Annotated in this window: 24 protein-coding genes; 11 read left to right on the top strand and 13 right to left on the bottom strand. The window is 72.5% G+C overall.

The window, feature by feature from the left end:
- Window positions 1-39 precede the first annotated feature (39 nt).
- Window positions 40-321, bottom strand: coding sequence for an adhesin (locus OOJ91_RS27025; RefSeq protein WP_266249326.1), 282 nt, complete (start codon window positions 319-321; stop codon window positions 40-42).
- Between the two features lie 304 nt (window positions 322-625).
- On the opposite strand from OOJ91_RS27025, the gene OOJ91_RS27020 reads away from it, so the two are divergent.
- The gene (locus tag OOJ91_RS27020) at window positions 626-1,342 is read left to right on the top strand and encodes an MIP/aquaporin family protein (protein WP_266249325.1); all 717 of its coding nucleotides are present in this window, start codon (window positions 626-628) and stop codon (window positions 1,340-1,342) included.
- Between the two features lie 67 nt (window positions 1,343-1,409).
- Window positions 1,410-2,993 carry a D-alanyl-D-alanine carboxypeptidase/D-alanyl-D-alanine endopeptidase gene (dacB, locus tag OOJ91_RS27015; protein WP_266249323.1) on the top strand — a complete coding sequence of 528 codons (1,584 nt, stop codon included), beginning with the start codon at window positions 1,410-1,412 and terminating at the stop codon, window positions 2,991-2,993.
- 8 nt (window positions 2,994-3,001) lie between these two features.
- On the opposite strand, the gene OOJ91_RS27010 is transcribed toward dacB, so the two are convergent.
- From OOJ91_RS27010 to OOJ91_RS27000, 3 genes are all read right to left on the bottom strand, one after another.
- Window positions 3,002-3,331: a hypothetical protein gene (locus OOJ91_RS27010; protein WP_266249322.1), complete on the bottom strand. Its 330-nt coding sequence runs from the start codon at window positions 3,329-3,331 to the stop codon at window positions 3,002-3,004.
- A gap of 99 nt (window positions 3,332-3,430) precedes the next feature.
- A complete protein-coding gene (locus tag OOJ91_RS27005) occupies window positions 3,431-4,396 on the bottom strand; it encodes a hypothetical protein (protein ID WP_266249320.1) in 966 nt (321 codons plus the stop codon).
- 188 nt (window positions 4,397-4,584) lie between these two features.
- Complete coding sequence (locus OOJ91_RS27000) at window positions 4,585-5,178, bottom strand: pentapeptide repeat-containing protein (RefSeq protein ID WP_266249318.1); 594 nt, start codon at window positions 5,176-5,178, stop codon at window positions 4,585-4,587.
- A 93-nt stretch (window positions 5,179-5,271) separates the two neighbouring features.
- Here OOJ91_RS27000 and OOJ91_RS26995 point away from each other — a divergent pair, with 93 nt between their 5' ends.
- Complete coding sequence (locus OOJ91_RS26995) at window positions 5,272-6,504, top strand: serine hydrolase domain-containing protein (protein ID WP_266249316.1); 1,233 nt, start codon at window positions 5,272-5,274, stop codon at window positions 6,502-6,504.
- A 53-nt stretch (window positions 6,505-6,557) separates the two neighbouring features.
- Window positions 6,558-7,199 (top strand): NAD(P)-dependent oxidoreductase, encoded by a 642-nt coding sequence (locus tag OOJ91_RS26990; RefSeq protein ID WP_266249314.1) that lies wholly within the window; start codon window positions 6,558-6,560, stop codon window positions 7,197-7,199.
- A gap of 10 nt (window positions 7,200-7,209) precedes the next feature.
- On the opposite strand, the gene OOJ91_RS26985 is transcribed toward OOJ91_RS26990, so the two are convergent.
- Entirely contained in the window at window positions 7,210-7,674 is a 465-nt protein-coding gene (locus OOJ91_RS26985) for a PPOX class F420-dependent oxidoreductase (RefSeq protein ID WP_266249313.1), read from the bottom strand.
- 120 nt (window positions 7,675-7,794) lie between these two features.
- Here OOJ91_RS26985 and OOJ91_RS26980 point away from each other — a divergent pair, with 120 nt between their 5' ends.
- Both OOJ91_RS26980 and OOJ91_RS26975 read left to right on the top strand, forming a co-directional pair.
- A complete protein-coding gene (locus tag OOJ91_RS26980; protein ID WP_266249311.1) occupies window positions 7,795-8,604 on the top strand; it encodes an ABC transporter ATP-binding protein in 810 nt (269 codons plus the stop codon).
- Window positions 8,598-11,207: an ABC transporter permease gene (locus tag OOJ91_RS26975; protein ID WP_266249309.1), complete on the top strand. Its 2,610-nt coding sequence runs from the start codon at window positions 8,598-8,600 to the stop codon at window positions 11,205-11,207. The genes OOJ91_RS26980 and OOJ91_RS26975 overlap by 7 nt, the downstream gene beginning before the upstream one ends.
- On the opposite strand, the gene OOJ91_RS26970 is transcribed toward OOJ91_RS26975, so the two are convergent.
- The 3 genes from OOJ91_RS26970 to OOJ91_RS26960 are packed head-to-tail and all read right to left on the bottom strand — an operon-like array spanning window position 11,208 to window position 13,846.
- Window positions 11,208-11,867: a response regulator gene (locus tag OOJ91_RS26970; protein WP_266249305.1), complete on the bottom strand. Its 660-nt coding sequence runs from the start codon at window positions 11,865-11,867 to the stop codon at window positions 11,208-11,210.
- Complete coding sequence (locus tag OOJ91_RS26965; protein ID WP_266249303.1) at window positions 11,855-13,174, bottom strand: sensor histidine kinase; 1,320 nt, start codon at window positions 13,172-13,174, stop codon at window positions 11,855-11,857. The genes OOJ91_RS26970 and OOJ91_RS26965 overlap by 13 nt, the downstream gene beginning before the upstream one ends.
- 33 nt (window positions 13,175-13,207) lie before the next feature.
- On the bottom strand, window positions 13,208-13,846 hold the full coding sequence (locus OOJ91_RS26960; protein ID WP_266249300.1) for a DUF6642 family protein: 639 nt from the start codon (window positions 13,844-13,846) through the stop codon (window positions 13,208-13,210).
- A 305-nt stretch (window positions 13,847-14,151) separates the two neighbouring features.
- On the opposite strand from OOJ91_RS26960, the gene OOJ91_RS26955 reads away from it, so the two are divergent.
- Window positions 14,152-14,940 (top strand): D-Ala-D-Ala carboxypeptidase family metallohydrolase, encoded by a 789-nt coding sequence (locus OOJ91_RS26955; RefSeq protein WP_266249296.1) that lies wholly within the window; start codon window positions 14,152-14,154, stop codon window positions 14,938-14,940.
- A gap of 95 nt (window positions 14,941-15,035) precedes the next feature.
- Here OOJ91_RS26955 and OOJ91_RS26950 read toward each other — a convergent pair whose 3' ends face one another.
- From OOJ91_RS26950 to OOJ91_RS26940, 3 genes are all read right to left on the bottom strand, one after another.
- The gene (locus OOJ91_RS26950; RefSeq protein WP_266249294.1) at window positions 15,036-15,527 is read right to left on the bottom strand and encodes a hypothetical protein; all 492 of its coding nucleotides are present in this window, start codon (window positions 15,525-15,527) and stop codon (window positions 15,036-15,038) included.
- A gap of 127 nt (window positions 15,528-15,654) precedes the next feature.
- Entirely contained in the window at window positions 15,655-16,383 is a 729-nt protein-coding gene (locus tag OOJ91_RS26945; RefSeq protein WP_439117130.1) for a response regulator transcription factor, read from the bottom strand.
- On the bottom strand, window positions 16,362-17,615 hold the full coding sequence (locus OOJ91_RS26940; protein ID WP_266249289.1) for a sensor histidine kinase: 1,254 nt from the start codon (window positions 17,613-17,615) through the stop codon (window positions 16,362-16,364). Before OOJ91_RS26940 ends, OOJ91_RS26945 begins: the two co-directional genes overlap by 22 nt.
- Window positions 17,616-17,748: 133 nt before the next feature.
- On the opposite strand from OOJ91_RS26940, the gene OOJ91_RS26935 reads away from it, so the two are divergent.
- The 4 genes from OOJ91_RS26935 to OOJ91_RS26920 are packed head-to-tail and all read left to right on the top strand — an operon-like array spanning window position 17,749 to window position 20,774.
- Window positions 17,749-18,645, top strand: a complete 897-nt coding sequence (locus OOJ91_RS26935) for an ABC transporter ATP-binding protein (RefSeq protein ID WP_266249288.1) — start codon at window positions 17,749-17,751, stop codon at window positions 18,643-18,645.
- The gene (locus tag OOJ91_RS26930; protein WP_266249287.1) at window positions 18,642-19,439 is read left to right on the top strand and encodes an ABC transporter permease; all 798 of its coding nucleotides are present in this window, start codon (window positions 18,642-18,644) and stop codon (window positions 19,437-19,439) included. The genes OOJ91_RS26935 and OOJ91_RS26930 overlap by 4 nt, the downstream gene beginning before the upstream one ends.
- Before the next feature lie 2 nt (window positions 19,440-19,441).
- Window positions 19,442-20,179, top strand: a complete 738-nt coding sequence (locus tag OOJ91_RS26925; RefSeq protein ID WP_266249286.1) for a YqeB family protein — start codon at window positions 19,442-19,444, stop codon at window positions 20,177-20,179.
- A gap of 31 nt (window positions 20,180-20,210) precedes the next feature.
- Entirely contained in the window at window positions 20,211-20,774 is a 564-nt protein-coding gene (locus OOJ91_RS26920) for an SOUL family heme-binding protein (protein WP_266249283.1), read from the top strand.
- Here OOJ91_RS26920 and OOJ91_RS26915 read toward each other — a convergent pair whose 3' ends face one another.
- Both OOJ91_RS26915 and OOJ91_RS26910 read right to left on the bottom strand, forming a co-directional pair.
- Window positions 20,775-23,183: an FtsX-like permease family protein gene (locus OOJ91_RS26915; RefSeq protein ID WP_266249281.1), complete on the bottom strand. Its 2,409-nt coding sequence runs from the start codon at window positions 23,181-23,183 to the stop codon at window positions 20,775-20,777.
- Complete coding sequence (locus OOJ91_RS26910) at window positions 23,177-23,941, bottom strand: ABC transporter ATP-binding protein (protein ID WP_266249280.1); 765 nt, start codon at window positions 23,939-23,941, stop codon at window positions 23,177-23,179. The genes OOJ91_RS26915 and OOJ91_RS26910 overlap by 7 nt, the downstream gene beginning before the upstream one ends.
- Window positions 23,942-24,104: the final 163 nt, after the last annotated feature.

Genomic DNA, 24,104 nt, shown 5'->3' with positions numbered 1-24,104 from the left:
GTGAGAACCGCCCGGGAAGCGCTGCGGTGAGAACCGCGGCTACTGCTTCTCGGTGAAACCGAACTGGATGATCCCCTCGTCGTCGACCGTGGCGTCCACCGAGGCGTCGCCGAGCAGTTCGGCGGCGTCCGGGTCGAGGAAGATCCGGGCGCCCTGGTTGTCGACGACGTGGTCGCCCTGCTCCGGCTCGGGCACCAGTTCCACGGTGAGGGATCCGGCGTCGGCGTCGGCGGCGATCCGCACACCGCCGTCCTCGGCCACGTCCTGCTGGTTGGCGAGGTCACGGATGACGAGCACGGCATTGTCGGTCATGGTGAGCATGTGCGGAACTCCTCGTGGATTCTCGGCTCGCGGTCGGTTGTCACGCAGACCGGACAGATGGTCCGCGTACGAGCACGCGTGGGAGGCGACAGGAGGGACGGACGGTCATCGCCGTCGCATCGCATCGGGGCAGCTGAAGGGCCCCGTCCCTGCCCACGGTGCCCGCTGCCAGGCGATCCGTCAAATAGAGCCGGATCAGTCGAGTACGGGGTGGGTGTGTGGGTGCGAGCCACGAACGATCTCGGTTCGCCGGGCACACCCGATTCCCCCACCGTTTTGCCCGAATCATCCTTACGCTGGGGAAATGGATGACGTCCGTCGTGCCGCGGCCGAGTTCCTCGGCACCCTGCTGCTCGTCTTCTTCGGCGTGGGTGCGGCCGTCGCCGCGCGAATCCAGGGCGGCGTGGTGGTCGTCGCGCTGGCCTTCGGGTTCGTCATGCTGGCCCTCGTCTACACGATCGGCCCGCTCTCCGGCAGTCACGTCAACCCGGCGGTGACGCTCGGCGTGCTGCTGTCCGGCAAGATCTCGGTGATCGGCGCGGTGGCCTACTGGATCGCCCAGTTCGTCGGGGCGACAGTGGCCGGCTTCCTGCTCTGGGCGTTGACCCGCTGGGGTGACGTGGCGGACCAGACCGGGGCGCTGGGCTCGAACGGGTACGGCGCGCACATCAACCGGGGCGGCGCCGCCGTGCTGGAGATCGTACTGACGTTCCTCTTCGTCCTGGTCATCCTGGTCGTGACGAGCCGCAGCGAGAACCCGGGCGTCGCGGGCGTCGCCATCGGGCTGGCCCTGGCCGCGACCCAACTGGTCGGCGTGACGCTGACCGGCGCAGCGGTCAACCCGGCCCGCGCCTTCGGTCCGGCGGTCTTCGAGGGGGGCACCGCACTCCGCCAGCTCTGGGTGTTCATCGTCTTCCCGCTGCTCGGCGGCGCTCTCGCCGCGCTGGTGGCGCCACTGGTCATGGGCGCGCAGCGGCACTACTGGGGTGGGCACGACAGGTCGGTCGGCGGACCGAAGTAGACGCTGGCGGCAATAACCTTCGACCGAGGCTCTTCTCTGGCGATTACCTTCGTGACAGCATCGGCGCATGCATCGTCGTCTCTTCCCGCGCGCTGTCGCGCTGCTCGCGCTCGCCGCCACCGCGGCCACCGTCGGCGCGTCCGGCGCCACCGCCGAGTCGCCCACCGCCGCGACGACCCGACTGCGCGCCACAATCGACACGATCCTCGCCGACAGTCGGCTGGCCGGCGCCCAGACGTCGGTGGTCGTCGTCGACACCAGCACCGGGCAGACCCTCTACGACCGCAACGGCGACCGGCGGCTGGTCCCGGCCTCCAACACCAAGTTGCTGACCTCGACCGCCGCCCTGGAGCTGCTCGGCCCGGGTCACCACTTCAGCACCGACGTCCACACCACGGGCAGGCGCCGCGCCGGGCTGCTCTCCGGCAATCTGTACCTGCGGGGCGGCGGTGACCCGACCATGCTCGCGGCCGACTACGACGCCCTGGCCGCACAGGTCGCCGCCGACGGCGTCCGGGTCGTGACCGGCAACCTGGTCGCCGACGACACCCGCTACGACCGCACCCGGCTGGGCCCCGACTGGACGTGGGACGACGAGCCCTACTACTACGCGGCACAGGTCTCCGCGCTCACCGTCGCGCCGGACACCGACTACGACGCGGGCACCGTGATCGTGCACGCCGCGCCGGCCGGCCGGGCCGGCGCGAGGCCGGTGGTCAGCACCACGCCGCCCACCGGCTACGTCCACGTCGACAACCGCGCCGAGACCGTCAGCGAGGGCGAGACCTCGATCTCCATCGAGCGCGAACACGGCGGCAACACGATCGTGGTGACCGGGCAGATCGCCGTCGGCAGCGAGCCGGCAAGCGACTGGGTGACCGTCTGGGAACCCACCGGCTACGCGGCCGAGGTGTTCCGGGCGGCGCTGCGCCGGCACGGCGTACGGGTGCTCGGCCGGACGGTACTCGGCGAACCCACTCCGGAGGCGGCCCAGCCGGTGGCGCGACACGACTCGATGAGCCTGGCCGAGCTGATGACGCCGTTTCTCAAGCTCTCCAACAACGGGCACGCCGAGGTCCTGACCAAGGAGATCGGCCGGGTGCTCTCCGGCGCGGGCACCTGGTCCGCGGGCCTCACGGCGATCAGCGAGTACGTCGCCGACACCGGCATGGACACCGGAACCCTGCGCCAGCGCGACGGCTCGGGACTGTCCCGCCGCAACCTGGTGCCCGCGACGGAGTTCGTCGACCTCCTGGCCGCCGTGCGGGCCGAGCCCTGGTTCCCCACCTGGTACGCGGCGCTGCCCATCGCCGGGCAGCCGGAACGGTTCGTCGGCGGCACGCTGCGCAGCCGCATGGCCGACACCCCGGCGGCGGGCAACGTGCATGCCAAGACCGGCAGCCTCACCGGCGTCTCCGCGCTGTCCGGCTACGTCACCAGCGCCGACGGGCACCTACTGGCGTTCTCCATCCTGTTGAACAACTACCTGACGGCGTCGGTCAAGCCGCTGGAGGACCAGATCGCCGTGGCGCTGGCCGGCCACCGAGACGACGGCGCGAGCGCGGCACGGGTCGCGCCGCCCGCAGTGCCGGAGACGCCGCGTACACCGGAGGGCGTGGAGTGTTCCTGGGTCAAGCCGATCACCTGCTGACCGGGGGGTCAGGCGGGGCGGTCCGGTGTGGGGGGCACCGCCGTCGGGTCGCCGCGCTCGATGAGCGCGGCGATCTCGGCGGCCCGCAGCCCGCGCAGCGCCAGCACCCGGGTGCCCCAACGGTGCAGCCGGCACGGGTGTGGGCTGGCGTCGTTGCGGCAAACGACACCGCCGGACCAGCGCCGGGGCGCGTGCACCACCACCGCGCGCACCGCGAACTGGGCGTCCTCGCCCGTCACGTACGGCGGCAGCGGAATGTCGCGGAGCACCTCGCCGGGCAGTTCGTCGGCGCCGGAGGGAACGACGGGACGGACGCGGTGGGCGGTACTGCTGCTCATCTGCGCTTCCTCCACAAGGGAAGGTGGGACGGGGACAGCAGAAAGTTACGTCGCGCTCGACCGAGGGCGACGGACAAACTGTCCCGCCGGCTGGCCGGTTCAGCGCAGCGCGAGGGCCTGGAGGCCGACGTTGCCGCAGTGCGGGGTGAAGACCTTCTCAACTGTCCAGGTCAGCACCAGCCGGGCGTCCTTCGGCAGCTCGAACCGGATGGTGAACTGGGCGCTCTGGCTGGTGTACGGATCCTCCAGGCGTAGCGTGCTGACCGGCCCGCCGGTGGACAGCCGCACGTCCAGCCGACCTCGTGCCATCCAGATCCCGGCGTAGAGCTGGACGGTGCGCGGCGCCCCGCTGCCGGCGACCGCCAGCGTGAACCCGTTGCCCACGCCACAGGTGTAGACGCCGTTGGAGCTGCCCCGGTCCGACCGCTCGGGTGCGCCGTCGGACCAGCGGACGACCTCCTGGTTGCCGTCCCAGCCGATCCGGGCGCCCTTCCCACCCCCGTCGACGATCTCACCGGAGCCGGAGCGCTTGCGCACTGTCGAGTTGCCGCCGCGCAGCCCCCAGTGCATCCAGTCGCGGGTGCCCACGGCGGTGAGGTCGACCTCGGCGGGCACCTCGGCGCGGCTCACCGACAGCAGCGACGTCCCCGGCTTCTTCGGTGGCGGGGCGGGCGCGCTCGTCGACGGAGGCGGCTCGGGCGAGGGTGGCCGCTCCCGGGGGCGCAGACCGGGCTGCGCCGGCCCGGTATCTGTGGCGTGCCCGTCGGCGGCCGGAAGAGCCGTCGGGCGGATGGCTCCGGCGGGCACACCACCCGATCCGCCGGCCGGGCCGTCGCCCGACTCCGGGCCGGACCGCGTACCGAGATACGCGACGAGCACCACCAGGCAGACGAGTGCGCCGAGCCCTTCCAGCGCCCAGCGCCGCCGCTGTCGGGCGCGGGCGAGCCGGCGCAGCGTCCGGTGGCTCAGGCCGGCGGCGAGGGTCCGCGGCCGGTGCGACGCCTGTCGGCCGGTCGGCTCGTCCCCGGCCCGCGCATCCGAGCGCGTACGGTCCTCGTCCGCCACCGACCCCTCCAGTCCGCCGCCCGGCCACCACCGCACGCGACGGATCGACCATCCACAGTGGGTCGCTTCACGTTTGCACAGGCGTGGTCGACACGCTAAATCGGGACAGGCTGGCGTGTCCAGTCCGGATCGGGACGGTATGGGACGGCTGGCGTTCCCACGGTCGATCGACCGGGAGCGACCCCGCGTCAGCCGATCCGGAAGCCGAGCGCCTGCGCGATGACGAGCGCCTGCTCCACGTCCACGAGGGCGCCGGCCCGTTCGACAGACGTCGGATCCAGTGCGGTGAGGTCGCTGCGCCGCAGGTCGGCGCCGCCGAGACGGCAGTTGTGCAGCTGCGCGCCGGAGAGGTCCACGCCTGTCACCGTGGCGCCGGTCAGGTTGGCCCCGGTCAGGTCGGCCTCGCGCATCCGTACGCCGCTCAGCCAGACGGCACGCAGGTCCGCGCCGGGCAGCGCGACGAACGACCAGTCGCCGCCGTCGACCCGCAACGGACGAAGCTCGCACTGCACGAAGGTGCTGCCGACCAGCTTGCAGCCGGTGAACTCGGCCTCGAAGAAGTTGCAGCGCCGGAAGACGCAGCGGGTGAACGCCGAGTCGAGGTGCCGGGAAGCGTTGAACTGCACGTTGCCGAACGTGCAGCCGGTGAAGACCGCGCCGCGGGTGACCGCCTCGGTCAGGTCCACGTCGAAGAACTCGCACGCCACGAACTGGCGGTCGGTCAGCTCCTCGGCGTACCAGTCCTCGTGGCGGAACGTCGTGTCCTCGGTCAACTCCGGCATCCGGTCAGGCTAGTGCCGCCCCCCGACGCTACGGGACGGCCCGGTGGGGCGGCCCCTTCCGGTGGCGGCGTACCGGCGAGTAGGTTCGGCGACGTGAGTGTGGCGCGGAGCATGGACCCCGATCAGATCGGCTTCGACCCGGCGCGGCTGGCGCGGATCGACGACCACTTCGGCAGGTACGTCGACGACGGCCGGCTGGCCGGCTGGCAGGTGGTGGTCACCCGGGGCGGCGAGGTGGCGCACTCCTCCACGTACGGCCTGGCCGACCGCGAGTCGGGCGCCCCGGTCGAGGCCGACACGCTCTGGCGGATCTACTCGATGACCAAGCCGGTCACCTCGGTCGCCGCGATGATGCTGTGGGAGGAGGGCCGCTTCGAGCTGACCGACGAGATCAGCCGCTGGCTGCCCGAGTTCGCCGACCTGCGGGTCTACTCGAAGGGCTCGGCGCTCAAGCCGTACACAGTGCCGGCGACCGAGCCGATCCGGGTCTGGCACCTGCTCACCCACACCGCCGGCCTGACGTACGGCTTCATGCAGACCTCGGTGGTCGACGGGCTGTACCGGGCGGCCGGCTACGACCTGTACCCACCGGCGGACGTCGACCTGGCAGGCGCGTGCGCGGCCTTCGGCGAGCTGCCCCTGCTCTTCCAGCCCGGCACGGCCTGGGGCTACTCGGTCGCCACAGACGTCCTGGGCCGGCTGGTCGAGGTGGTCTCCGGGCAGAGCCTGGACGCCTTCTTCGCCGACCGGATCTTCGGCCCGCTCGGCATGACTGACACCCGCTGGTGGGTCGAGGGCGACGAGGCCGAGCGGCTGGCCGCGCTCTACGTACCGGATCCGAGCAGCGGGCGGGCGGTCCGCTACGACCTGCTCGGCGCGCTCGCACACCACAAGCCCGGCCTGCTCTCCGGTGGCGGTGGCCTGATCTCCAGCGCCGCCGACTACCACCGGTTCACGTCCATGCTGCTGCGCGGCGGCGAGCTGGACGGCGTACGGCTGCTCGGGCCGCGCACGGTGCGTTTCATGACCCGCAACCACCTGCCCGGCGGGCAGGATCTGGGCACCCTGTCCACCGGCGGCTTCGCCGAGACCACCCTCGACGGGATCGGCTTCGGTCTCGGCTTCGCGGTGGTCGAGGACCCGATCCCGAGCCGGGTGCCGAGCAGCGTCGGCGAGTACTACTGGGGTGGGATCGCCAGCACGGCGTTCTGGGTGGACCCGGCGGAGGAGATCACCGCGCTGCTGTTCACGCAGCTCAAGCCGTCGAGCACCTATCCGCTGCGTTCCCAGCTGCGCCAGCTCGTCTACGCAGCCCTCGTCGAGTGACCGGGATCGCCGTTCCGGCGACGGGCGGGCGGACCGGTCCCTAGCCTGGGCTGGTGAGCACCATCGTCGTGTTTGGGGCGGGCGGCACCGCCGGGTCGAGGGTCACCGCCGAGGCGGCCGACCGTGGGCACCGCGTGATCGCCGCGGTCCGCCGCCCGGAGGCCACCTCGTACCTGCCGGACGGGGTGCGGACTGTCACCGGCGATGCCACAAGCGAGCGCAGTGTCCGGGAGCTGGCGCCGGACGCCGACGCGCTCGTGGTGGCGATCGGTGGCGGCGAGCGCGGGCTGTGGCGCGACGCCGCGGAGACCCTGGTGACCACCCTGCGGTCGATGCCGGCCGCGCCGCGGATCATCCACCTGGGTGGCGGGTCGACCCTGCTCACCCCGCGTGGCACCCGCATCCTCGACGAGCCGGACTTCCCGGAGCAGTACCGGGACGCGGCACTGGGCCAGGCCGACGCGCTCGACTACTACCGCACCGCCGCCGACGGTGTGAGCTGGACGTACGTCTCGCCGCCGCCGCTGGAGTTCCACCCCGGCGACCGCACCGGGCACTACCGCACGGGCACCGACGAGCCGGTCACCGACGACCAGGGCCGGTCGGTGCTCACCTACGAGGACCTGGCGGTCGCGATCGTGGACGAGATCGAGCAGCCCCGGTACGTCAACGCCCGCTTCACGGCCGCGTACTGAGAAGGGGCGGTCAGTCGGCGAGGCGGGCCGGGAAGCCGCCGGTGGCGATGGGGCCCCAGGCGTCGATGGTGACCCGGATCAGCGACTTGCCCTGGCGCACCATCGCCGCCCGGTAGTCGTCCCAGTCCGGGTGCTCGCCGGAGATGCTGCGGAAGTACTCGACAAACGGCTCCAGCGCCTCGGGCAGGTCCAGCACCTCGGCGGTGCCGTCGAGCTGCACCCAGGGGCCGTTCCAGTCGTCGGAGAGCACGCAGGCCGAAACTCGGGGTTCACGGCGGATGTTGGTCACCTTCGCCCGCTCGGGGTAGGTGGACACGACGAGTCGGCCCTGGCCGTCGATGCCGGCGGAGACCGGGGAGGACTGCGGGCGGCCGTCGGCCCGGGTGGTCATCAGCACGACCCGGTGCCGAGGCCTGAGGAAGTCGAGCAGGGTGTCCCGGTCGACCCGGGTGTTCTTCGCGATGCTGCGTGCCATCCCCCGTTCCTACCAGGGCCCGAGAGCTGCGGAACACCGGGGCACTACCGCCAGCTGTACCTCTTTTCCGGTGGCGTGCGGTATCGGCCAGGGCCGCCGCCGTTCTTAGCATCGGACGGCATGAGACCAAACAGGGAGCCGTCGGAACGGCGCGTCCCACCCGCGGAGACCGCCGCGGTCGGCTCCCTGCAGACCCGTGCGGCGCCGGCAGCGGTGTGCCTGGAGTCGGTGTCGAAGGAGTACGGGTCGGGGAGGAACGCGGTACGGGCCCTCGACGCGGTGACAGCCGCATTCGCGCGCGGCACCTTCACCGCCGTCATGGGCCCGTCCGGGTCGGGCAAGAGCACATTTCTGAACTGTGCGGCAGGCCTGGACCGGCCGACGTCGGGTCGGGTGATGCTTGGTGACACGGAGCTGTCCGGCCGGTCGGAGCGCGAGTTGACCGAGCTACGACGCGACCGGGTCGGGTTCGTCTTCCAGGCGTACAACCTGCTGGGGGCGCTTACCGTCGAGGAGAACGTCACGCTGCCGCTGCGGCTGGCGGACCGGAAGACCGATCAGGCGTTCCTGCGCGACGTGCTGACCGCGGTCGGCCTCGGCGAGCAGGTCAAGCGCCGGCCGAACGAGCTTTCCGGCGGTCAGCAGCAGCGGGTCGCGGTGGCCCGCGCGCTGATCACCCACCCGGATGTGGTGGTCGCGGACGAGCCGACCGGTGCGCTGGACACCCGGTCCAGCAAGCAGGTTCTAAGGTTGCTGCGACACATCGTCGACGACATGGGGCAGACGGTGCTCATGGTCACCCACGACCCGGTTGCCGCCTCCTTCGCCGACTCGGTCGTGTTCCTCGCCGACGGCAGGATCGCGGGCCAGCTGACCCGACCCACCACGGAGCAGATCGCGTCGCGTATGACGCACCTGGGCGAGTGGTGATCCGCCGCATCCGGCGGCTGGTCCGCCTCGTGGTGCCGTACCGCAGAGATCTGTCCCTGGCGTGGAGCACGATCAAGGGCCGCAAGGGCGGTATCGTCGGCTCCTTCGTCGCGATCGCCGCGGGCTCGGCGGTCATCACCGCCTGCGGGACCCTGCTGGTGTCCGGGCTCGGCACCGGCGTGGCCCCCGAGCGCTACTCCGGGACGGCTGTGGTTCTCGGCGGTCAGCAGTCGTTCCGGCTGGACGAGACCTCCGAGGTCCGCTACAGCGAGCGCGTCACGCTGCCCGCCGACACGGTGGCGGCCGTCACCGCGGTGCCAGGTGTCCGGTCGGCCATCGCAGACGTCAACGTCGAGGTCAGCGTGCTGACCCCGAACGGCGACACGGTGCCCGGCCCGGACGGCTTCCCGGTGTTCGGGCACGGCTGGTCCGCCGCGGCGCTCGCGCCGTTCCGGGTCCGCGACGGCCGGGCGCCCGCCGCGCCCGACGAAGTCGTGCTCGACACCGACCTCGCCGCGCGCGGCGGCGTGTCGCTCGACGAGACCGTGCGCCTCGTGGTCGGCTCGATCCCATCGTCCTATCGCGTGGTGGGCCTCGCCACCGCGCCGGGGGACGGGTTGGACCGGCAGTCCGCCGTGTTCGTCACCGACGACCAGGCGACCAGGCTGTCCGGCCGTCCGGACCGGGTGGACGCCGTCGGCGTGCTCGCCGCGCCCGGCGTCACGCCGGAGCAGTTGGCCGCACGCATCACGGCCGCCGTACCGGGCGTGCTGGCGCACACCGGCACGGGACGCGGCGACGTGGAGTTCCTGGACGTGGGCGCCGCCCGCAGTCTGGTGGTGGAGACGGCGGCGTCGTTCGGCGGCACCATGGTCCTGATCGTGGTGTTCGTGGTGGCGAGCACCCTCGCCCTGTCGGTGCGGCAGCGCAGACGAGAACTGGCCCTGCTCCGTGCCATCGGCGCGACACCTCAGCAGATCCACTGGATGATCGGCGCCGAGATGACACTCGTGGCGTCGGCGGGCGCCGTGGTCGGCGCAGTGCCCGGCGTGGCGCTCGCATTCGTCATGCGCGGCGTGTTCGTCCTCGCGGGCGCGATGCCCCCGGACTTCCGGATGCGTGTGGGGTTGCTGCCCGTCCTGGCCTCGCTGGTGTTGTGCATGACAAGCGCCCGGCTTGCCGGCTGGCTGGTCGCCCGCCGGGTGGCCAAGGTCAGCCCGGTCGAGGCTCTCGGCGACGCCACGGTCGAGCCCACGAAGATCGGCTGGGTCCGGTTGACCATCGGCGTCCTCCTCGTCCCGCTCGGACTGCTGCTGACCTTCGGCGATGTCGCGGCACCTGGCGACTCGGCCGCCGACACGGCCGGGAGCGCGGTCCTGTTGTTCGTCGTGGCGCTCGGATGTCTCGGACCCCAGCTGCTTCGGGGCGCCATCGTGCTGTTCGGCTCGCGCCTCAACAGGCAGTCCACGGCCAGCGGGTTCCTCGCCCAGGCCAACGCACGGACCAACTCGCAGCGGATCAGTTCGGCGACCATACCGCTGGCCATGGGCGTGACCCTGGCCGCCGTGCAGGTGTTCGGCGCCTCCACGGCGATCGCGGGGGCGCAGCACCAGCTCGAGGACGGCCTGCGGGCCGACCACGTGCTGACCGCCTCGTCCGGTGCCGGGGTGTCCCCCGGAGTCGTGGACGCCGTGCGCGGCGTGCCCGGCGTCACCGTGGCGACGCCGGTGGCCCGGATGCAGGTGCTGTTGACCTTCCCGTCCGAGGACAGCACCGCGACCAAGGTCTTCGCCGCCCAGGGCATGGAGCCCGAACGGCTCTCCGAAACCATGGATCTCGCGGTGGAGCAGGGCGACATAGCGGAACTGCGTGGCGAGGCGGTGGCGCTGAGCAGAGTCGCCGCGCGGACCGTCCGAGCGAGAGTCGGCGGAACTGTCGACCTCCGGCTCGGCGACGGCACGCTTGTCGAGCCACGGGTGGTGGCGATCTACGAGAACGGCCTGGGTTTCGGGGATGTCGCGCTGCCCAACGACCTCGTCGTCGCCCACACCACCGCGCGGGTGGACGCCGCGGTGCTGATCCGATCGGCGGACGGGACCGACCCGGAGGCGCTCGCCGGCGCGCTGCGTGCCGCCGTCGCACGCTACCCGACGGTCCAGGTCGGCGACCGGCAGACGTTCCTGGCCGCCCCGGGGCCCGGTGGCTCGGGTGACTGGGCGCTGAACCTGCTGTTCCAGACGGTACTGCTCGGCTACATCGCCATCGCCGTGGTGAACACCCTCGTGATGGCCACGACGGCGCGGGTTCGCGAGTTCGCGATGCTGCGACTCATCGGCGCCAGCCGGGACCAGCTCCGCGCGATGATGAACGGCGAGGCCAGAATCGTGGTCTTCGCGGCGCTGCTGTTCGGTTCGTTGGCAACGATCCCACCGCTTGTCGGCATCAGCCTCGGACTGACGACGTCGCCCGTTCCGAGCATCTCCCTCACCGGGCTCATCGCGATCGTGACGCTCACCATCGCGCTCTCCTGGGGTGCGATCAGAGTGGCCACCCGGTACGCGTTGCGACAGGCGCCTGTCGACGCGATCGGCGGTCGTGAGTGATCAACGACCGCTCGCCCGGCCCGCGGCGTTGAGGTAGGCAAGGACGGCGAGGACGCGGCGATGGCCGCTGTCGGTCACGGCGAGGCCGAGCTTGGCGAAGATGTTGCCGATGTGCTTGTGGACAGCGTTGTCGGTGATGACCAACTGCGTACCGATGGCGTCGTTGTCGTGGCCCTGTGCCATCAGTGCGAGTACCTCGCGTTCCCGGGGAGTGAGGGCGGCGATCGGGTCGCCCGCGCGTTGCACGAGCTGCGCGATGACCTCGGGGTCCATCGCGGTACCACCGGCGGCGACGCGGCGCAGCGCGTCGACGAACGCGTCCACCCGGCTGACCCGGTCCTTCAGGAGATAGCCGACGCCGCCGCCGGTGGTGGAGAGCAGTTCGGCGGCGTACTGCTGCTCGACGTACTGCGACAGCACCAGGACCGGCAGGCCGGGGCGCTCCCGCCGGGCCTGCAGGGCAGCGCGGATTCCTTCGTCGCGAAACGACGGCGGCAGCCGGACGTCGACGATGGTGACGTCGGGCCGGTGCTCCCGCACGGCCGCGAGGAAACCCGCCGCGTCGTCGGCGATGGCGACGATCTGGAAGCCCGCGCGCCCGAGCAGCAGTTCCAGTCCGGTGGACAGCAACACGTTGTCTTCGGCGATCACGACCCGCACGGCAGCTCCACGGTGAGGGCCGTCGGCCCGCCGGCCGGGCTGTCGACCTCGACGGTGCCGTCCAGCGCCAGCACCCGGCGACGGATGCCCGCTATGCCGGTGCCCCGTCGATCGTCGACGCCGCCGGTGCCGTTGTCGGTGACCAGCACCGACAAGCGGTCCCCCGTGCGGCTGACCCGTACGCCGGCCGCTGTGGCTCGGCTGTGTCTGGTGACGTTTGTGAGTGCCTCGGCGACGGCGAAGTAGACGACGGCCTCCACGGCCGGCGTCACCCGTTCGAGGTCGCCGATGTCCAGCCGGGTCGGCACCCCGCAGCCGGTGGTCACGGCCGTCAGGGCGCCATGCAGGCCCCGGTCGGCGAGGATCGGCGGATAGACGGACCGGATCACCTCGCGCAGTTCGGTCATCGCCTCCTCGGTTCCTTCGTGTGCGTCCCGAAGAAGTCCTTCCACGAACTGCTCGTCCCGCGGGTTGTCGGCGAACGCCTGCCGGGCCACGGCCAGCCGCATCGCGATGGCCACCAGCCGAGCCTGGGTGCCGTCGTGCAGATCGCGCTCGATCCGGCGCAACTCCGCGCCGTGCGCGTCGAGCACGTCCGCGCGGGTGCGGGTCAACACGGCAACCCTCTCGGCGAGCTGTTCGTCAGTCGAGCCGGACAGCACCACCAGGCAGATCCGTGCGTGCGCGCGGGCGATCGGCGGGAAGCCCACGTACGCGAGTGTGGTGAGCAGGAGGATCTGCAGCGGACCGAGGGTGAGAGCTGTCGCCCAGCCCGTCACCGCAACGTCGACGAACAGCCGTGGCCGACCCTCCGGCGTGAAGGCCCACCACAGCGGCGTGGCGATCACCGCGAGTACGACGTTACCCACGCACAGCAGCGCGGGCAGGCCGAACACCACTCCGGTCAGCGCGTTCACCGGTAGCCAGAGCAGCGCGCGAGAGGTGCGGCCCGTGACGGGATCGGTCCATGCCCGGCGTCCCGTCGCCTGCCGTACGGGAGGCGACGCCAACGGCGCACCGAGCAGCCCGCCGGCGCGCTCACGGTGCCAGTTCGCCCAGAGTCCGGCGAGCCGCGGGATGCACAGCAGCGGCAGCACGAGCACCGTGGCGACCCCGGAGACCAGTGAGCCCAGCAGGTAGACCCCGCTATGCCGCACCTGCGCCCACCGCCGCCCCGACGTCACCGGATCCCGTTCCCTCCATCCGCCGAGGAAGCTCGCCCTGCCGGTACGGCGTCGAGTCTGCCCGACCTCCGCGGCTCCTGCCATGAGCGGCGACCAGGTGTTCTTCGCGATGTTGCCGGTCATCACTCGTTCCTGCCGGGTAGCGACGGCCGCGGGTCAGCGGGGGCCGGCGGCGGCGCGGTGCACCGCCTGGGTGGGCACGCGGGGCCGGCCGACCGGGCGCCAGGCCCGGCCGTTGGCATAGATCACCCGAAAGCCGAGGTACGAGGCCAGCGGCGCCCAGTGCGCGGATCCCATCCGCAGTTCGGCGGCATTGTGCCGCTGCCCGTTCGCCAGCACGTCGAGCAGAACGGTTTCGAAGGCGGCCGATTCGACCCAGTCGACGTCGCGGGTGAAACCGCAGATCAGGGCGGCCCCGGTGACCTCCAGGAACTCGCGCAGCACGGCATCCGACGCGCGGAGGACGGAACAGCTGCCGAAATAGAGCCGGCGTCCCTCGCAGCGGCCGGCCATCAGCTCGGCCACCTCGTTCAGCTCCACGGACTGCCAGTCGGTGAGGCAGAGTCGGCTCGGCTCGCCGTGCATGGCGAAGAAGCCGACGCGGTGGTCGGCGTACTGCTTGAGCAGCCAGCGATCCAGGAAGTAGAACAGCTCGTCGCGGGTGGCCGCGTCCTTGTGGATGAAGCGGATCTTGCCCAGCCGCTCCAACAACTCGAGGGTGGGCAGCACGGAACCGCGTTCGTTGAGGTCACGGTGCCACTGACCCTCGACACAGAAGACGCCACCGCGTGCCACGTGCACCTCCGCCAGTCCGCCGCCCGGGGCTGACGTTACCGGCCCCCGATGGACGAGGAACATCACCCTGGGTGTGACCGATTGCGACGTTCGGTGGGGTTCTCCCACCACAGGGTCAATCGGGGGGAAATGGCTGTTTCACAAATCAGTCGATTTCACAGTCGATGCCCAGGAACAACGAATCGTGAGGACAATTCTCGTTAATTGCCGCCTAGCGCACTCATCAGTGCGAGGGTGGAAATCACGGGACGTCCCGGTCGATGTCCCGAAGCAACCCCATTCGCTCTCCTATCGGGAGGACTTCTGTGCGCGTAAACACCTTGAAGCGAGTTGCTGTCGCTTTCGCCCTGGCGCTGCCCGGAGCAGCGATCGCCTCGGTGGTCGCCGCGCCGGCAGCGTACGCGGACGGCTGCTACACCTGGAACCGTAACCTGTACCAGGGGCGCTCCGGCGACGACGTTCGTCAGCTGCAGATCCGGGTCGCCGGCTGGGCCGGCTACCGGGACATCGTGGAGAACGACGGCCGCTACGGACCGAAGACCGCCGCCGCGGTCAAGCGTTTCCAGCAGGCGTACGGGCTGCGCGCCGACGGCATCGCGGGCCCGCAGACCTACGCCAAGCTGTACCAGCTCCAGGACAACGACTGCACGCCCGCGCACTTCAGCTACAACGAGCTTGACAACGGATGCGGCGGCAGCGGGTGGAGCGGTGGCCCGGTCTCCGCGAGCGAGACGAAGCAGAACGCGCTGCGCACCATGTGGAAGCTGGAGGCGCTGCGCAAGGGCCTCGGCGACAAGCCGCTGAACGTGTCGAGCGGCTTCCGCAGCCGCGCCTGCAACAACCAGGTCGGCGGCGCGTCGGACAGTCAGCACCTGTACGGCAACGCCGCCGACGTCACCTCGCGGACGTCCTCGCTGTGCACGGTGGCCAAGAACGCCCGCAACAACGGCTTCAGCGGCATCTACGGGCCGGGCTACCCCGACCACGACGACCACGTGCACGTCGACTCGCGGCGCGAGAACAACAGCGACCACAGCTCGAACACGACGAGCTGGTCCGCGCCGGACTGCGGCATCGGCGCCGGCAACGACTGAGCGAGCCGACAGTGTGACGTCGGCCCGGCGCGGGTGGGGATCTCCGCGTCGGGCCGACGTCGTGTCGCCCCGGACAGGGCGTGGGATGGCGCCGCTCAGCTCGCCCGGGGCCAGCGCGGCGCGGTGACGGGGGGAGTCACCGGCCGGCCGGCTGGGGCCTGTCGTACCGCCGCGGGGGCGACCCGCGCGGCCTGGTGCCGCCCCGGCAGCCCCGCGCGGCCGGGGGGCGGCGCCGGGTAGCCGGCTGTCGTCGCCGGCCGGACGCCTGTGGGGCGCGCGGACGACGGCCCGGTCGCGGTGAACGGGAAGGGCACGTGCACGAAGGGGTTGCCGTGCTGGATCAACGCCTCGATCTGGCGCTCGTTGAGCCCGTGTGTCTCCAGAACCCGACGCCCCCACCTGTGCAGTCGGCACGGGTAGGAGGCGCCGTCGTTGCGGCAAAGCGGTCCGGTCGGCCACTCCTCGGCGGTGTGCACGACCACCGCCCGGACCGCGAGCCGGACATCCTCGGGGGTCAGTGGTGCCGGCACCGGCACCTCACCCAGCACCAGGTCGATGGGATCCGTCGACTGCTCACCAACACGCACGGCAGGCCTCCCGCAGTTCGGCAGCGGTACGGCGGACTCACCGCACCGACATCCTCGGGCAGTGGTACGGCCGGCATCTGACGAAAGTTCAATCCCTGACCCCCTAACCGTTCCCCTAACGGAGCGCTCAGACGAGGTCGGCGTCGTGCACCAACAGGGCCACCTGGACCCGGTTGTTGAGATCGAGCCGGGTCAGCAGCCGGGAGACGTACGCCTTCACCGTCGCCACACTCATGAACAACTCCCCCGCGATCTCCGCGTTGGTGCGGCCCCGCCCCAGCGCGACCGCCACCTGACGCTCCCGCTCGCTGAGCCCGCCGAGCAGCCGCAGCGCCCGCTCGCGACGCGGATCCGGGCCGGCCAGGGCCGGGGCGGCGGCGGTCACGTGGTCGATGAGCGTGCGGGTCACCGTCGGGGAGAGCGTCGCCTCGCCCGCGGCCACCCGGCGTACCGCGTGCACGATGTTCGCCGGAGGGGTGTCCTTGAGCAGGAAACCGGCCGCGCCGGCGCGCAGCGCCCGCAGCACCTGCTCGTCGGCGTCGAAGGTGGTCAGCACCAGCACCTCAGGCGGGTGCGGCTGGGCACGTAGCGCCTCGGTGGCGGTGAGTCCGTCCACCCGGGGCATCCGGATGTCCATCAGGACCACGTCCGGGGCGTACGCGGCGATCGCCGCCGGAACCTCGCCGCCGTCGGCCGCCTCGCCCACCACCAGCAGGTCCGGCAGGCCGCCGAGGATCATCGAGAGCCCCGCCCGGACCAGCGCGTCGTCGTCCACGATCAGCACCCGTACCGGCGGCGTGTCCGACCCGGTCCCGGCCCCGTCGGACGGGCCGGTCACGCCGGCCACGGCAGCCAGGCGGCCAGGCGGAAGTCCCCCGCGTCGTCCCGGCCGTAGGCCAGCCGACCGCCGGCCAGCGTGACGCGTTCGCTGATGCCCACCAGGCCGGTGCCGGCGCCCGGCAGCGTTCCGCCGACCGGCGTGCCGACCGGCCACCGGTTGCCGATCGCCACGGTCAGGCCGGCGCCCGGCCCGCCGGCGACGTCAACGGCGACAGCCGCGCCGGCCGCGTGCTTACGGGCGTTGGTCAGCCCCTCCTGCACGATCCGGTACGCGGCCCGGCCCAGCGCCGCCGGCACCTCCCCCGACCGGTCCACGGTGTCGCTGACATTCACCCGTACCCCGGCCGACCGCGACTCGGCGATCAGAGCCGGCAGGTCGGCGAGGGTGGGCTGCGGCGGCTCCGGGGAGGCTCCGCCGGTGTCGTCCTCGGCCCGGAGCACGCCGATGACCTCCCGCAGGTCCTGTAGGGCGGCGTGCGCGCTGCCCCGGATCACCCCGGCGGCCCGGGCGACCTCGTCGGCGGGGGCGTCGGGGCGGAACTCAAGCGCGCCGGCGTGCAGGCTGAGCAGCGAGATCCGGTGGGCCAGCACGTCGTGCATCTCCCGGGCTATTCGGGTGCGTTCGAGGTGGCGGGCCTGGGCGACCCGGAGCTGCTGCTCCTCCTCGGCACGCTCGGCCCGATCGCGCAGCGACACGATCAACTGCCGCCGGGCCCGGACGAACATCCCCCAGGCCAGCACGACGAGGCTGAACACCACACCCCACGCCGCGGTTTCCCAGTACGTCAGATTCGGGTCCGGACGCAGCCAACTGAAGCCCAGGTTGGTGATCAGGCCGGCGCCCGTGACCCCGATCGCGACGGCGGTGCGTCGGTGCACCACAACGGTGAAGTAGAAGATCAACAGCGGGACGGCGGCGGCCAACGAGAACAGGGTCAGCGGTACCGTCGCCACCACCAGCCCCAGCGGCCACCGGCGGCGCACCCAGAGCAGCCCGCAGCAGACAAGCCCGATCAGCGCGTCGACGCCGACCATCCAGTCGTGCGGGAGCGCGGTGGAGATCGTCGGGTCGGGCGACAGGGCGTCGGCCGTGGCGAACAACACCCAGATCAGGGAGACCAGGAACGCCAGGCTGTCCACGACCCAGTCGCGGGTGGTGCGGCGCGGGCGCCTCCGCCCACGGTCAGCAGGCACGACCAGCTCCCCTGGCAACAGCCAGGGGTGTTCCGGCACGGCGAGGCTGGTCACGGCACCCATGCTAGGCAGCCGACGGGCACCACGACCAGCTACCAAAGTCGAGACCCGTCGGTCGACCAAGGTCGGTACGGCATCGACAGGCGGCCGCAGCGGATAGCCGGGCGGCGCGGGCACGCTTCTCGGCATGATCACGGTAGAGAACCTCACCAAGCGATACGGGCCACACCCGGCCGTGGACGACGTCTCGTTCCAGTGCGAGCCGGGCACCGTCACCGGCTTCCTCGGCCCCAACGGCGCCGGCAAGTCCACCACCATGCGCATGATCTGCGGGCTCACCGCACCAACCGCCGGTCGCGCCACCGTCGCCGGACGCCCGTACCGGGAGCTGCCCAACCCGGGGCGGGAGGTCGGGGTGCTGCTGGACGCCTCCGCCCAGCACGCCGGGCGCACCGGCCGCGAGGCGTTGACGCTGTCCGCGTACACCATGGGTCTCGACAGGCGCGAGGTCGCCGCGAAGCTCGACCTGGTCGGGTTGAACGCGGTGGCGGCGAAGCGTCGGGTACGGGCGTACTCGTTGGGCATGCGCCAACGGCTCGGGCTGGCGCACGCGCTGCTCGGCGACCCCCGCGTGCTGATCCTCGACGAGCCGGCCAACGGCCTGGACCCGGAGGGGATCTTCTGGATGCGCGGCCTGCTGCGCGACTTCGCCGACCGGGGCGGCACGGTGCTGCTCTCCTCCCACCTGCTGCGCGAGGTGGAGGCGGTAGCGGACCGGCTGGTGGTGATCGGGGGCGGCCGGATCGTGGCCCAGGGCGACAAGAACGAGCTGCTGGCGGGCGGCGGCACCGTGGTCCGGGCCCGCGACGGCGCGGCGCTGCGCCGGGCGCTGGAACTGGCCGGGTTGAGCGCCACCGACAGCTCGGAGGGACTGCTCGTGCAATCCGACGCCGAGGCGGTCGGCCAGGCCGCCGCCGATGCCGGCGTCGCGCTTGCCGAGCTGCGCCCCGCCACCGGCGGTGGCCTCGAACAGCTCTTCCTCACCCTGACCGCCGGCGAATCCACCAAGGAGGCCGTCCGATGACCACCACCACCGCGCCCGCCGCCGGCGCCGTCGCGCCCCGGCAGCACACTCCGGTACGCCGCCCGTCGCTGCTCCGGCTCACCGTCGCGGAGCTGCGCAAGCTCGTCGACACCCGGGCCGGTCGCTGGCTGGTGATCACCATCGGGCTGATCACCGCCGCGATCGTCACCCTGCAACTGATCTACGCGAAGGACGTCGACCAGACCTTCCTCAACTTCTTCGTCCCCGCGCTGCTGCCGGTGTCGGTGCTGCTCCCGGTGCTCGGCATCCTGTCGATCACCAGCGAGTGGTCGCAACGGACGGCCCTCACCACGTACGCGCTGGTGCCCCGCCGGGAGCGGGTGGTGGCCGCGAAGCTGATCGCCGTGGCGCTGACCGCGCTCGCCTCGGTGCTGACCAGCCTCGCCGTCGCCGCCGTCGGGACGCTCGTGGCCTCCGCCACCGGCGGCGCGGGCACCTGGCAGTTCGACTGGTCGCTGCTGCTGAACGCGGCGATCATCCAGGTCACAAGCGTGCTGATGGGCGCGGCCTTCGGTCTGCTGCTGCTCAATCCGCCGCTGGCCATCGTCGGCTACCTGCTGCTGCCCACCCTGTGGGGGGTGCTCGGCGAGATGGTCAAGCCCCTGCGTGGCCCGTCCGAGTGGCTGGACACCAGCAAGACCATGGAACCGTTGTTCAGCAGCGACGCCGTCACCGGCGGGCAGTGGGGGCGGATAGCGGTGTCCCTGCTGGTCTGGATGGTTCTGCCGCTGGCCGCCGGCCTGTTCCGGACGCTGCGCCGCGAGGTGTCCTGACCATGGACGTCGCCGACTATCGGCCTCGCACCGTGGTCAGCGGCGGCCCGGTCGAGCTGGCCGTCATGTGGGGTGGCTTTCCGCTTGTCGGCGCGGGCGTCGGGTGGCTCCTCGCGGCGGCAACCGGCTGGCTCGCCCGGCTGCCCTGGGTGCCGTTCAGCGACCTGATCGAGTGGCTGGACCGGCTGCCCGAGCCGCAGGCCACCGCCGGCACCATCGCGGCGGGCGTCCTGGCCGGCCTGGTTCTCGCCGGGATGGGCACCGCCGAACGGCTGATCGTCACAGTCGACGCGGCGCAGGTCCGGCTGCGCCGCTCCGACCAGGACCGGGCCGTCGCGCGGGCCGACACCCGGGTGGTCTTCCTCGCCGACAAGCACCTGGTGCTGCTCGACACCGACGGGGCGGAACTGGTCCGGGAGTCGACGGACCTGCCGGCCGCGCGGCTCGCCGCCGCGTTCAGGGAGCACGGCTGGGCCTGGACGGACGGCGACCCGCACCGGTCGGCGTACCGGCTGTGGGTGCCCGACCTGCCCGGTCTGCCCACCGGCGCGGACGCGCTGCTGCGCGCCCGCCAGCGCGCCCTCGAGCGGGACCGTCGCGACGACGCCCGGGAGCTGCGGCGGGAGCTGGGCCGGATCGGCGTGGTGCTGCGCGACGAGAGCAAACGCCAGTACTGGCGGGCCGTCGTCCCCGGTGCGGGACGACCGACTTCGGCCGAGCGGGAGCCGGAGGGGCGGTAGCGTCTGTCCCAGGAGATCCTGGGAGCGCGCGATGACCGAGCAGCAGCCGTACCGGGTGGTGTCCCGACACCCTGGCTTCGAGCTGCGCCGATACCCGGCTCACCTGGTGGCCGAGATGCAGATCCAGGCGTCGTTCACCCGGGCGCCGATCGAGGCGTTCCGGCCGCTGGCCGCCTACATCGGGGGCGCCAACCGGGCCCGGCACCCGATCGGGTCCGCCGCGCCGGCGAGGTCGGCGGCAAGCGACTCGGAGAAGATCGCCATGACCGTGCCGGTGGTCCAGATCGAGGGCGAGTGGCCCGGCGCGTACCTGATCCAGTTCGTCATGCCCGCCACCTTCACCACTGCCACCCTGCCCGAGCCGGTGGACGCCCGGGTGCGCATCCACGAGGTCCCGGCACGCCTGGCGGCGGCGATCCGCTTCTCCGGCAGGTGGACGGAGCGGGAGTTCAGCCAACGGGCCACAATGCTCGGCCGGTCGGTGACCGCGGCCGGGCTGCAACCCACGGGCGCGATCAGGTACGCGCGCTTCGACCCGCCGTGGAAGCCGTGGTTCCTGCGGCGCAACGAGGTCGTGCTGCCGGTGGTGGAGTAGCTAGCGCGCGGGGCGGCGACGCAGTGACCGCCACGTCGGCACCGCGCTCGCCAGCATCGCGAGCAGCAGGCACAGCCCCACCACACCGGCGACCACCGACCACGGCACCACCAGGTCGACGGGAGCGCCGACCTGCTCGGCGAGGCCGGCGCGGATGCTATGCAGACCGACGAACGCGACAGCCCCACCGAGCAGCGCACCGATCATCACCACCAGGGCGGACTCGGCCGTGACCAGCCAGATGACCTGCCGCCGGGTCGCCCCGGCCAGCCGGATCAGCCGCAGGTCGGCGGCTCTACCGGCGGCGGCCAGCAGCAACGTGTTGGCCACGGCGATGGCACCGTAGCCGGCCGACACACCGATCAGCAGCAGCGTGAAGAGCCAGACGAGGCGGTCCTCGGCGGCGTCGGTCTCGGCCGCCCAGGTGACGACGTCGACGACCCTCGCGCCGACCGGAGGCTCGATCCGATCCCGGACGTACACAGTGGACGTGAGCGCCGACGGGTCGTGCGCCCGCACCACGGCCCGGGGCAGGAGCAGGTCGCCGGGCAGCGAGGTGTCGGAGACCACGGCGACGACACGCAGCGGCACCGACGTCCCGTCCGCGAAGACCACCACGTACGGCTCGGACGGCCGCAGGTTCGCCCCGGCGGTCACCACCACCGTGTCGTCGCCGCGCAGGTCGTCGAGCGTGCCTGCGACGACGGTGAGCGCCCGGTTCGCGGCGGCGAAGCCGGCCGGGTCGACACCGAGCGCGGTCAGTGGTCGGTCCACCGGCCCCGTCGCGGGGTCGGTGCGGAAGACAGTGGTCGGCAGGAGAGCGGTGCCGCCGGTCGCGGCGACGGCCTGGTCCGACAGTCCCGGCGCCCGATCGGGTACGACGATCCAGCCGGCGTTCAGGTTGTCCGCTCGACCCGCCGCGTACGCGGCGGTGGTGGTTCGCACCATCCCGGACACCAGCACCGCGAAGGCGACCGTGAGCAGCACCGGGGCGGCCGTGGACGCCGTCCGCCGGGTCGCGGTGAGCGCCGCGCCCCGGACCAGCATCCCGATCGCGCCGCCGGAGCGCCGCACCGGAGACCGCAGCAGTCGCACCACCGGCCCGACCACCGCCGGGGAGAGCACTGTGGCGCCGGCCACCAGCGCCATCACCGCGTAGAGGGCGTACTGCGCCGCGACGCGGGCCTCGCCGGCGGTCGCCGTCCCGACGCTGAGCGCGACCCCCGCCGCGACGAGCAACGCCCCGGTGACGACGCGGGGCCGTCCCATCGGCCGCTGTTCCACGGCCGCCTCGCGCAACGCCTCCAGGGGACGAACCCGCGCAGCCCGGCGCGACGCCGACCAGACGGCCAGCAGCGCGATCACCGGCCCGGCGGCGAGCGAGACCGCAACCGGCCAGGGCGCGTACCGGACCCGGAAGGTCGTCGGCTCGAACCCGACGTCGACGAGGAGCCGACCCAGCAGCGGGGCGAGCGCCGCGCCGAGCAGGAGGCCGACGAGCCCGGCCGAAGCGCCGACGACGAGCGCCTCGACGTGGACCATGCGACGAATCTGGCGTCCGGTGGCGCCGACCGCACGCAGCAGACCCAGCTCACGGCGGCGCTGGGCGATGGTGAACGCGAAGGTGGAGGCGACGACGAACACCGTGACGAAGCCGGCCAGAGCGGCAGTACCTGTGAGCACCTGCATGCCGATCCAGCGGGTGCGGGCGTCGTTGCGCGGCTCCAGTGCGCTGCGCGCGTCGCCGGTCAGCACCCGGCCGTCAGCGCCGACGACGCCGCGAGCCGCCGTGGCGACCCGCTCCGGGTCCGCACCCGCCGTGAGCACCAGCCCGATCGCCCGGACGCCGGGCGCGAGCGCGGCGGCGACCTCGTCCGTGACATGGACGCCGGGCCCGTCGACCAGACCGCTGACGATGTACGTCTGGGCGCCCGCAGCCGTCAGCAGGGTGACCCGCGCGCCGGTCCGCAGCCCGAGCGCGCGGTCGACGACCACCTCACCGGGCCGGCGGGGTGGCTCGCCGGCAGTGCGGCGCAGTCCTCCCAGCTGGGCGCTGGACCAGCCGTGCCCCTGGAGGGCGTCCTCCCGCCGGCTGTCGGCGGCCGAGGGCCGACCGTCGACGAGCGGCTGGGCGTAGAAGGTCCGGTCCGGCACGGCCGCCGCGACGCCGGGCAGGGCGGCGAGCCGGGAGACGAGTTCCGCAGTCGCCGTGGCGGACCAGGGCCGGGTCGGCGCGAACGAGTCGGCCGACGCGCCCGCCTCGGGGCTCTGCACCACGACCGCTGCCCGCGCCAACCGGTCCGGCACCTGCGGACGTCCCGAGGCGAGCAGCAGGGTGGCAGCCGACACCAGCGTGACTCCGACGGCCACGGCCACGAACGCGCTGGCCTGCCGCCGGACGCTCACCACGACGGCCTCGCGGTCGTCCGCGTCGGGACGGTTTCCCGTTCGGCGATCCGTGCGGCGACGGCGGCAGCGGTTATCCCGCTGGTCACCTCGTCCACGACGCGACCGTCGGCGAGCAGCAGGACCCGGTCGGCGTACGCGGCGGCGGCGGGATCGTGGGTCACCATCACGACGGTCTGCCCGTGGTCGTCCACGAGCGCCCGCAGCAGCCGGAGCACCTGCCGGGACGACGCGCTGTCCAACGCCCCGGTCGGCTCGTCGGCGAATACCACCACCGGACGGGTGATCAACGCGCGGGCCACGGCGACGCGCTGCTGCTCGCCGCCGGACAGCTCACTCGGCCGATGCCCGGCCCGGTCGGCCAGGCCCACCGCGTCGAGCGCGGCGGCGACGTCCCCGGCCGGTGGGCGACGGCCGGCCAGACGCAACGGCAACTCGACGTTCTGCGCGGCGGTCAACGTGGACACCAGGTTGAACGCCTGGAACACGAAGCCCACGCGGTCGCGCCGCAGCCGGGTCAGCTCGTCCTCGCCGAGGTCGTCGAGGCGGGTGCCGTCGATCGTGACGGTCCCCTCGGTCGGGCTGTCCAGACCCGCCGCGCAGTGCAGCAGGGTGGACTTTCCCGAGCCCGAGGGGCCCATCACCGCAGTGAACGTGCCGCTCGCGAAGCTGGTGGTCACGCCGTCGAGCGCCGTCACCCGCCGGGTTCCGGTGCCGTACACCGCGCGCAGCCCCGTCAGGGTCACCGTGGATGTGGTCATGACCGTTACGGTGCCGGTCGGGGCGGGTGCCGCGCGTCGTGCCTGCGCGGGCACTTTCCGGCCCACCCCCGGGCGGAGTCGAAGCCCGCAGGCGCGGTCGGATCGTCCTCGGGGATGACCGCCCACGGGTGGACGCGGCCGGATCGGCCGGCCGATACGGTCT

Source organism: Micromonospora lupini (assembly GCF_026342015.1).
GTDB lineage: Bacteria > Actinomycetota > Actinomycetes > Mycobacteriales > Micromonosporaceae > Micromonospora > Micromonospora lupini_B.
This window is presented reverse-complemented; position numbering and strand designations above follow the sequence as displayed.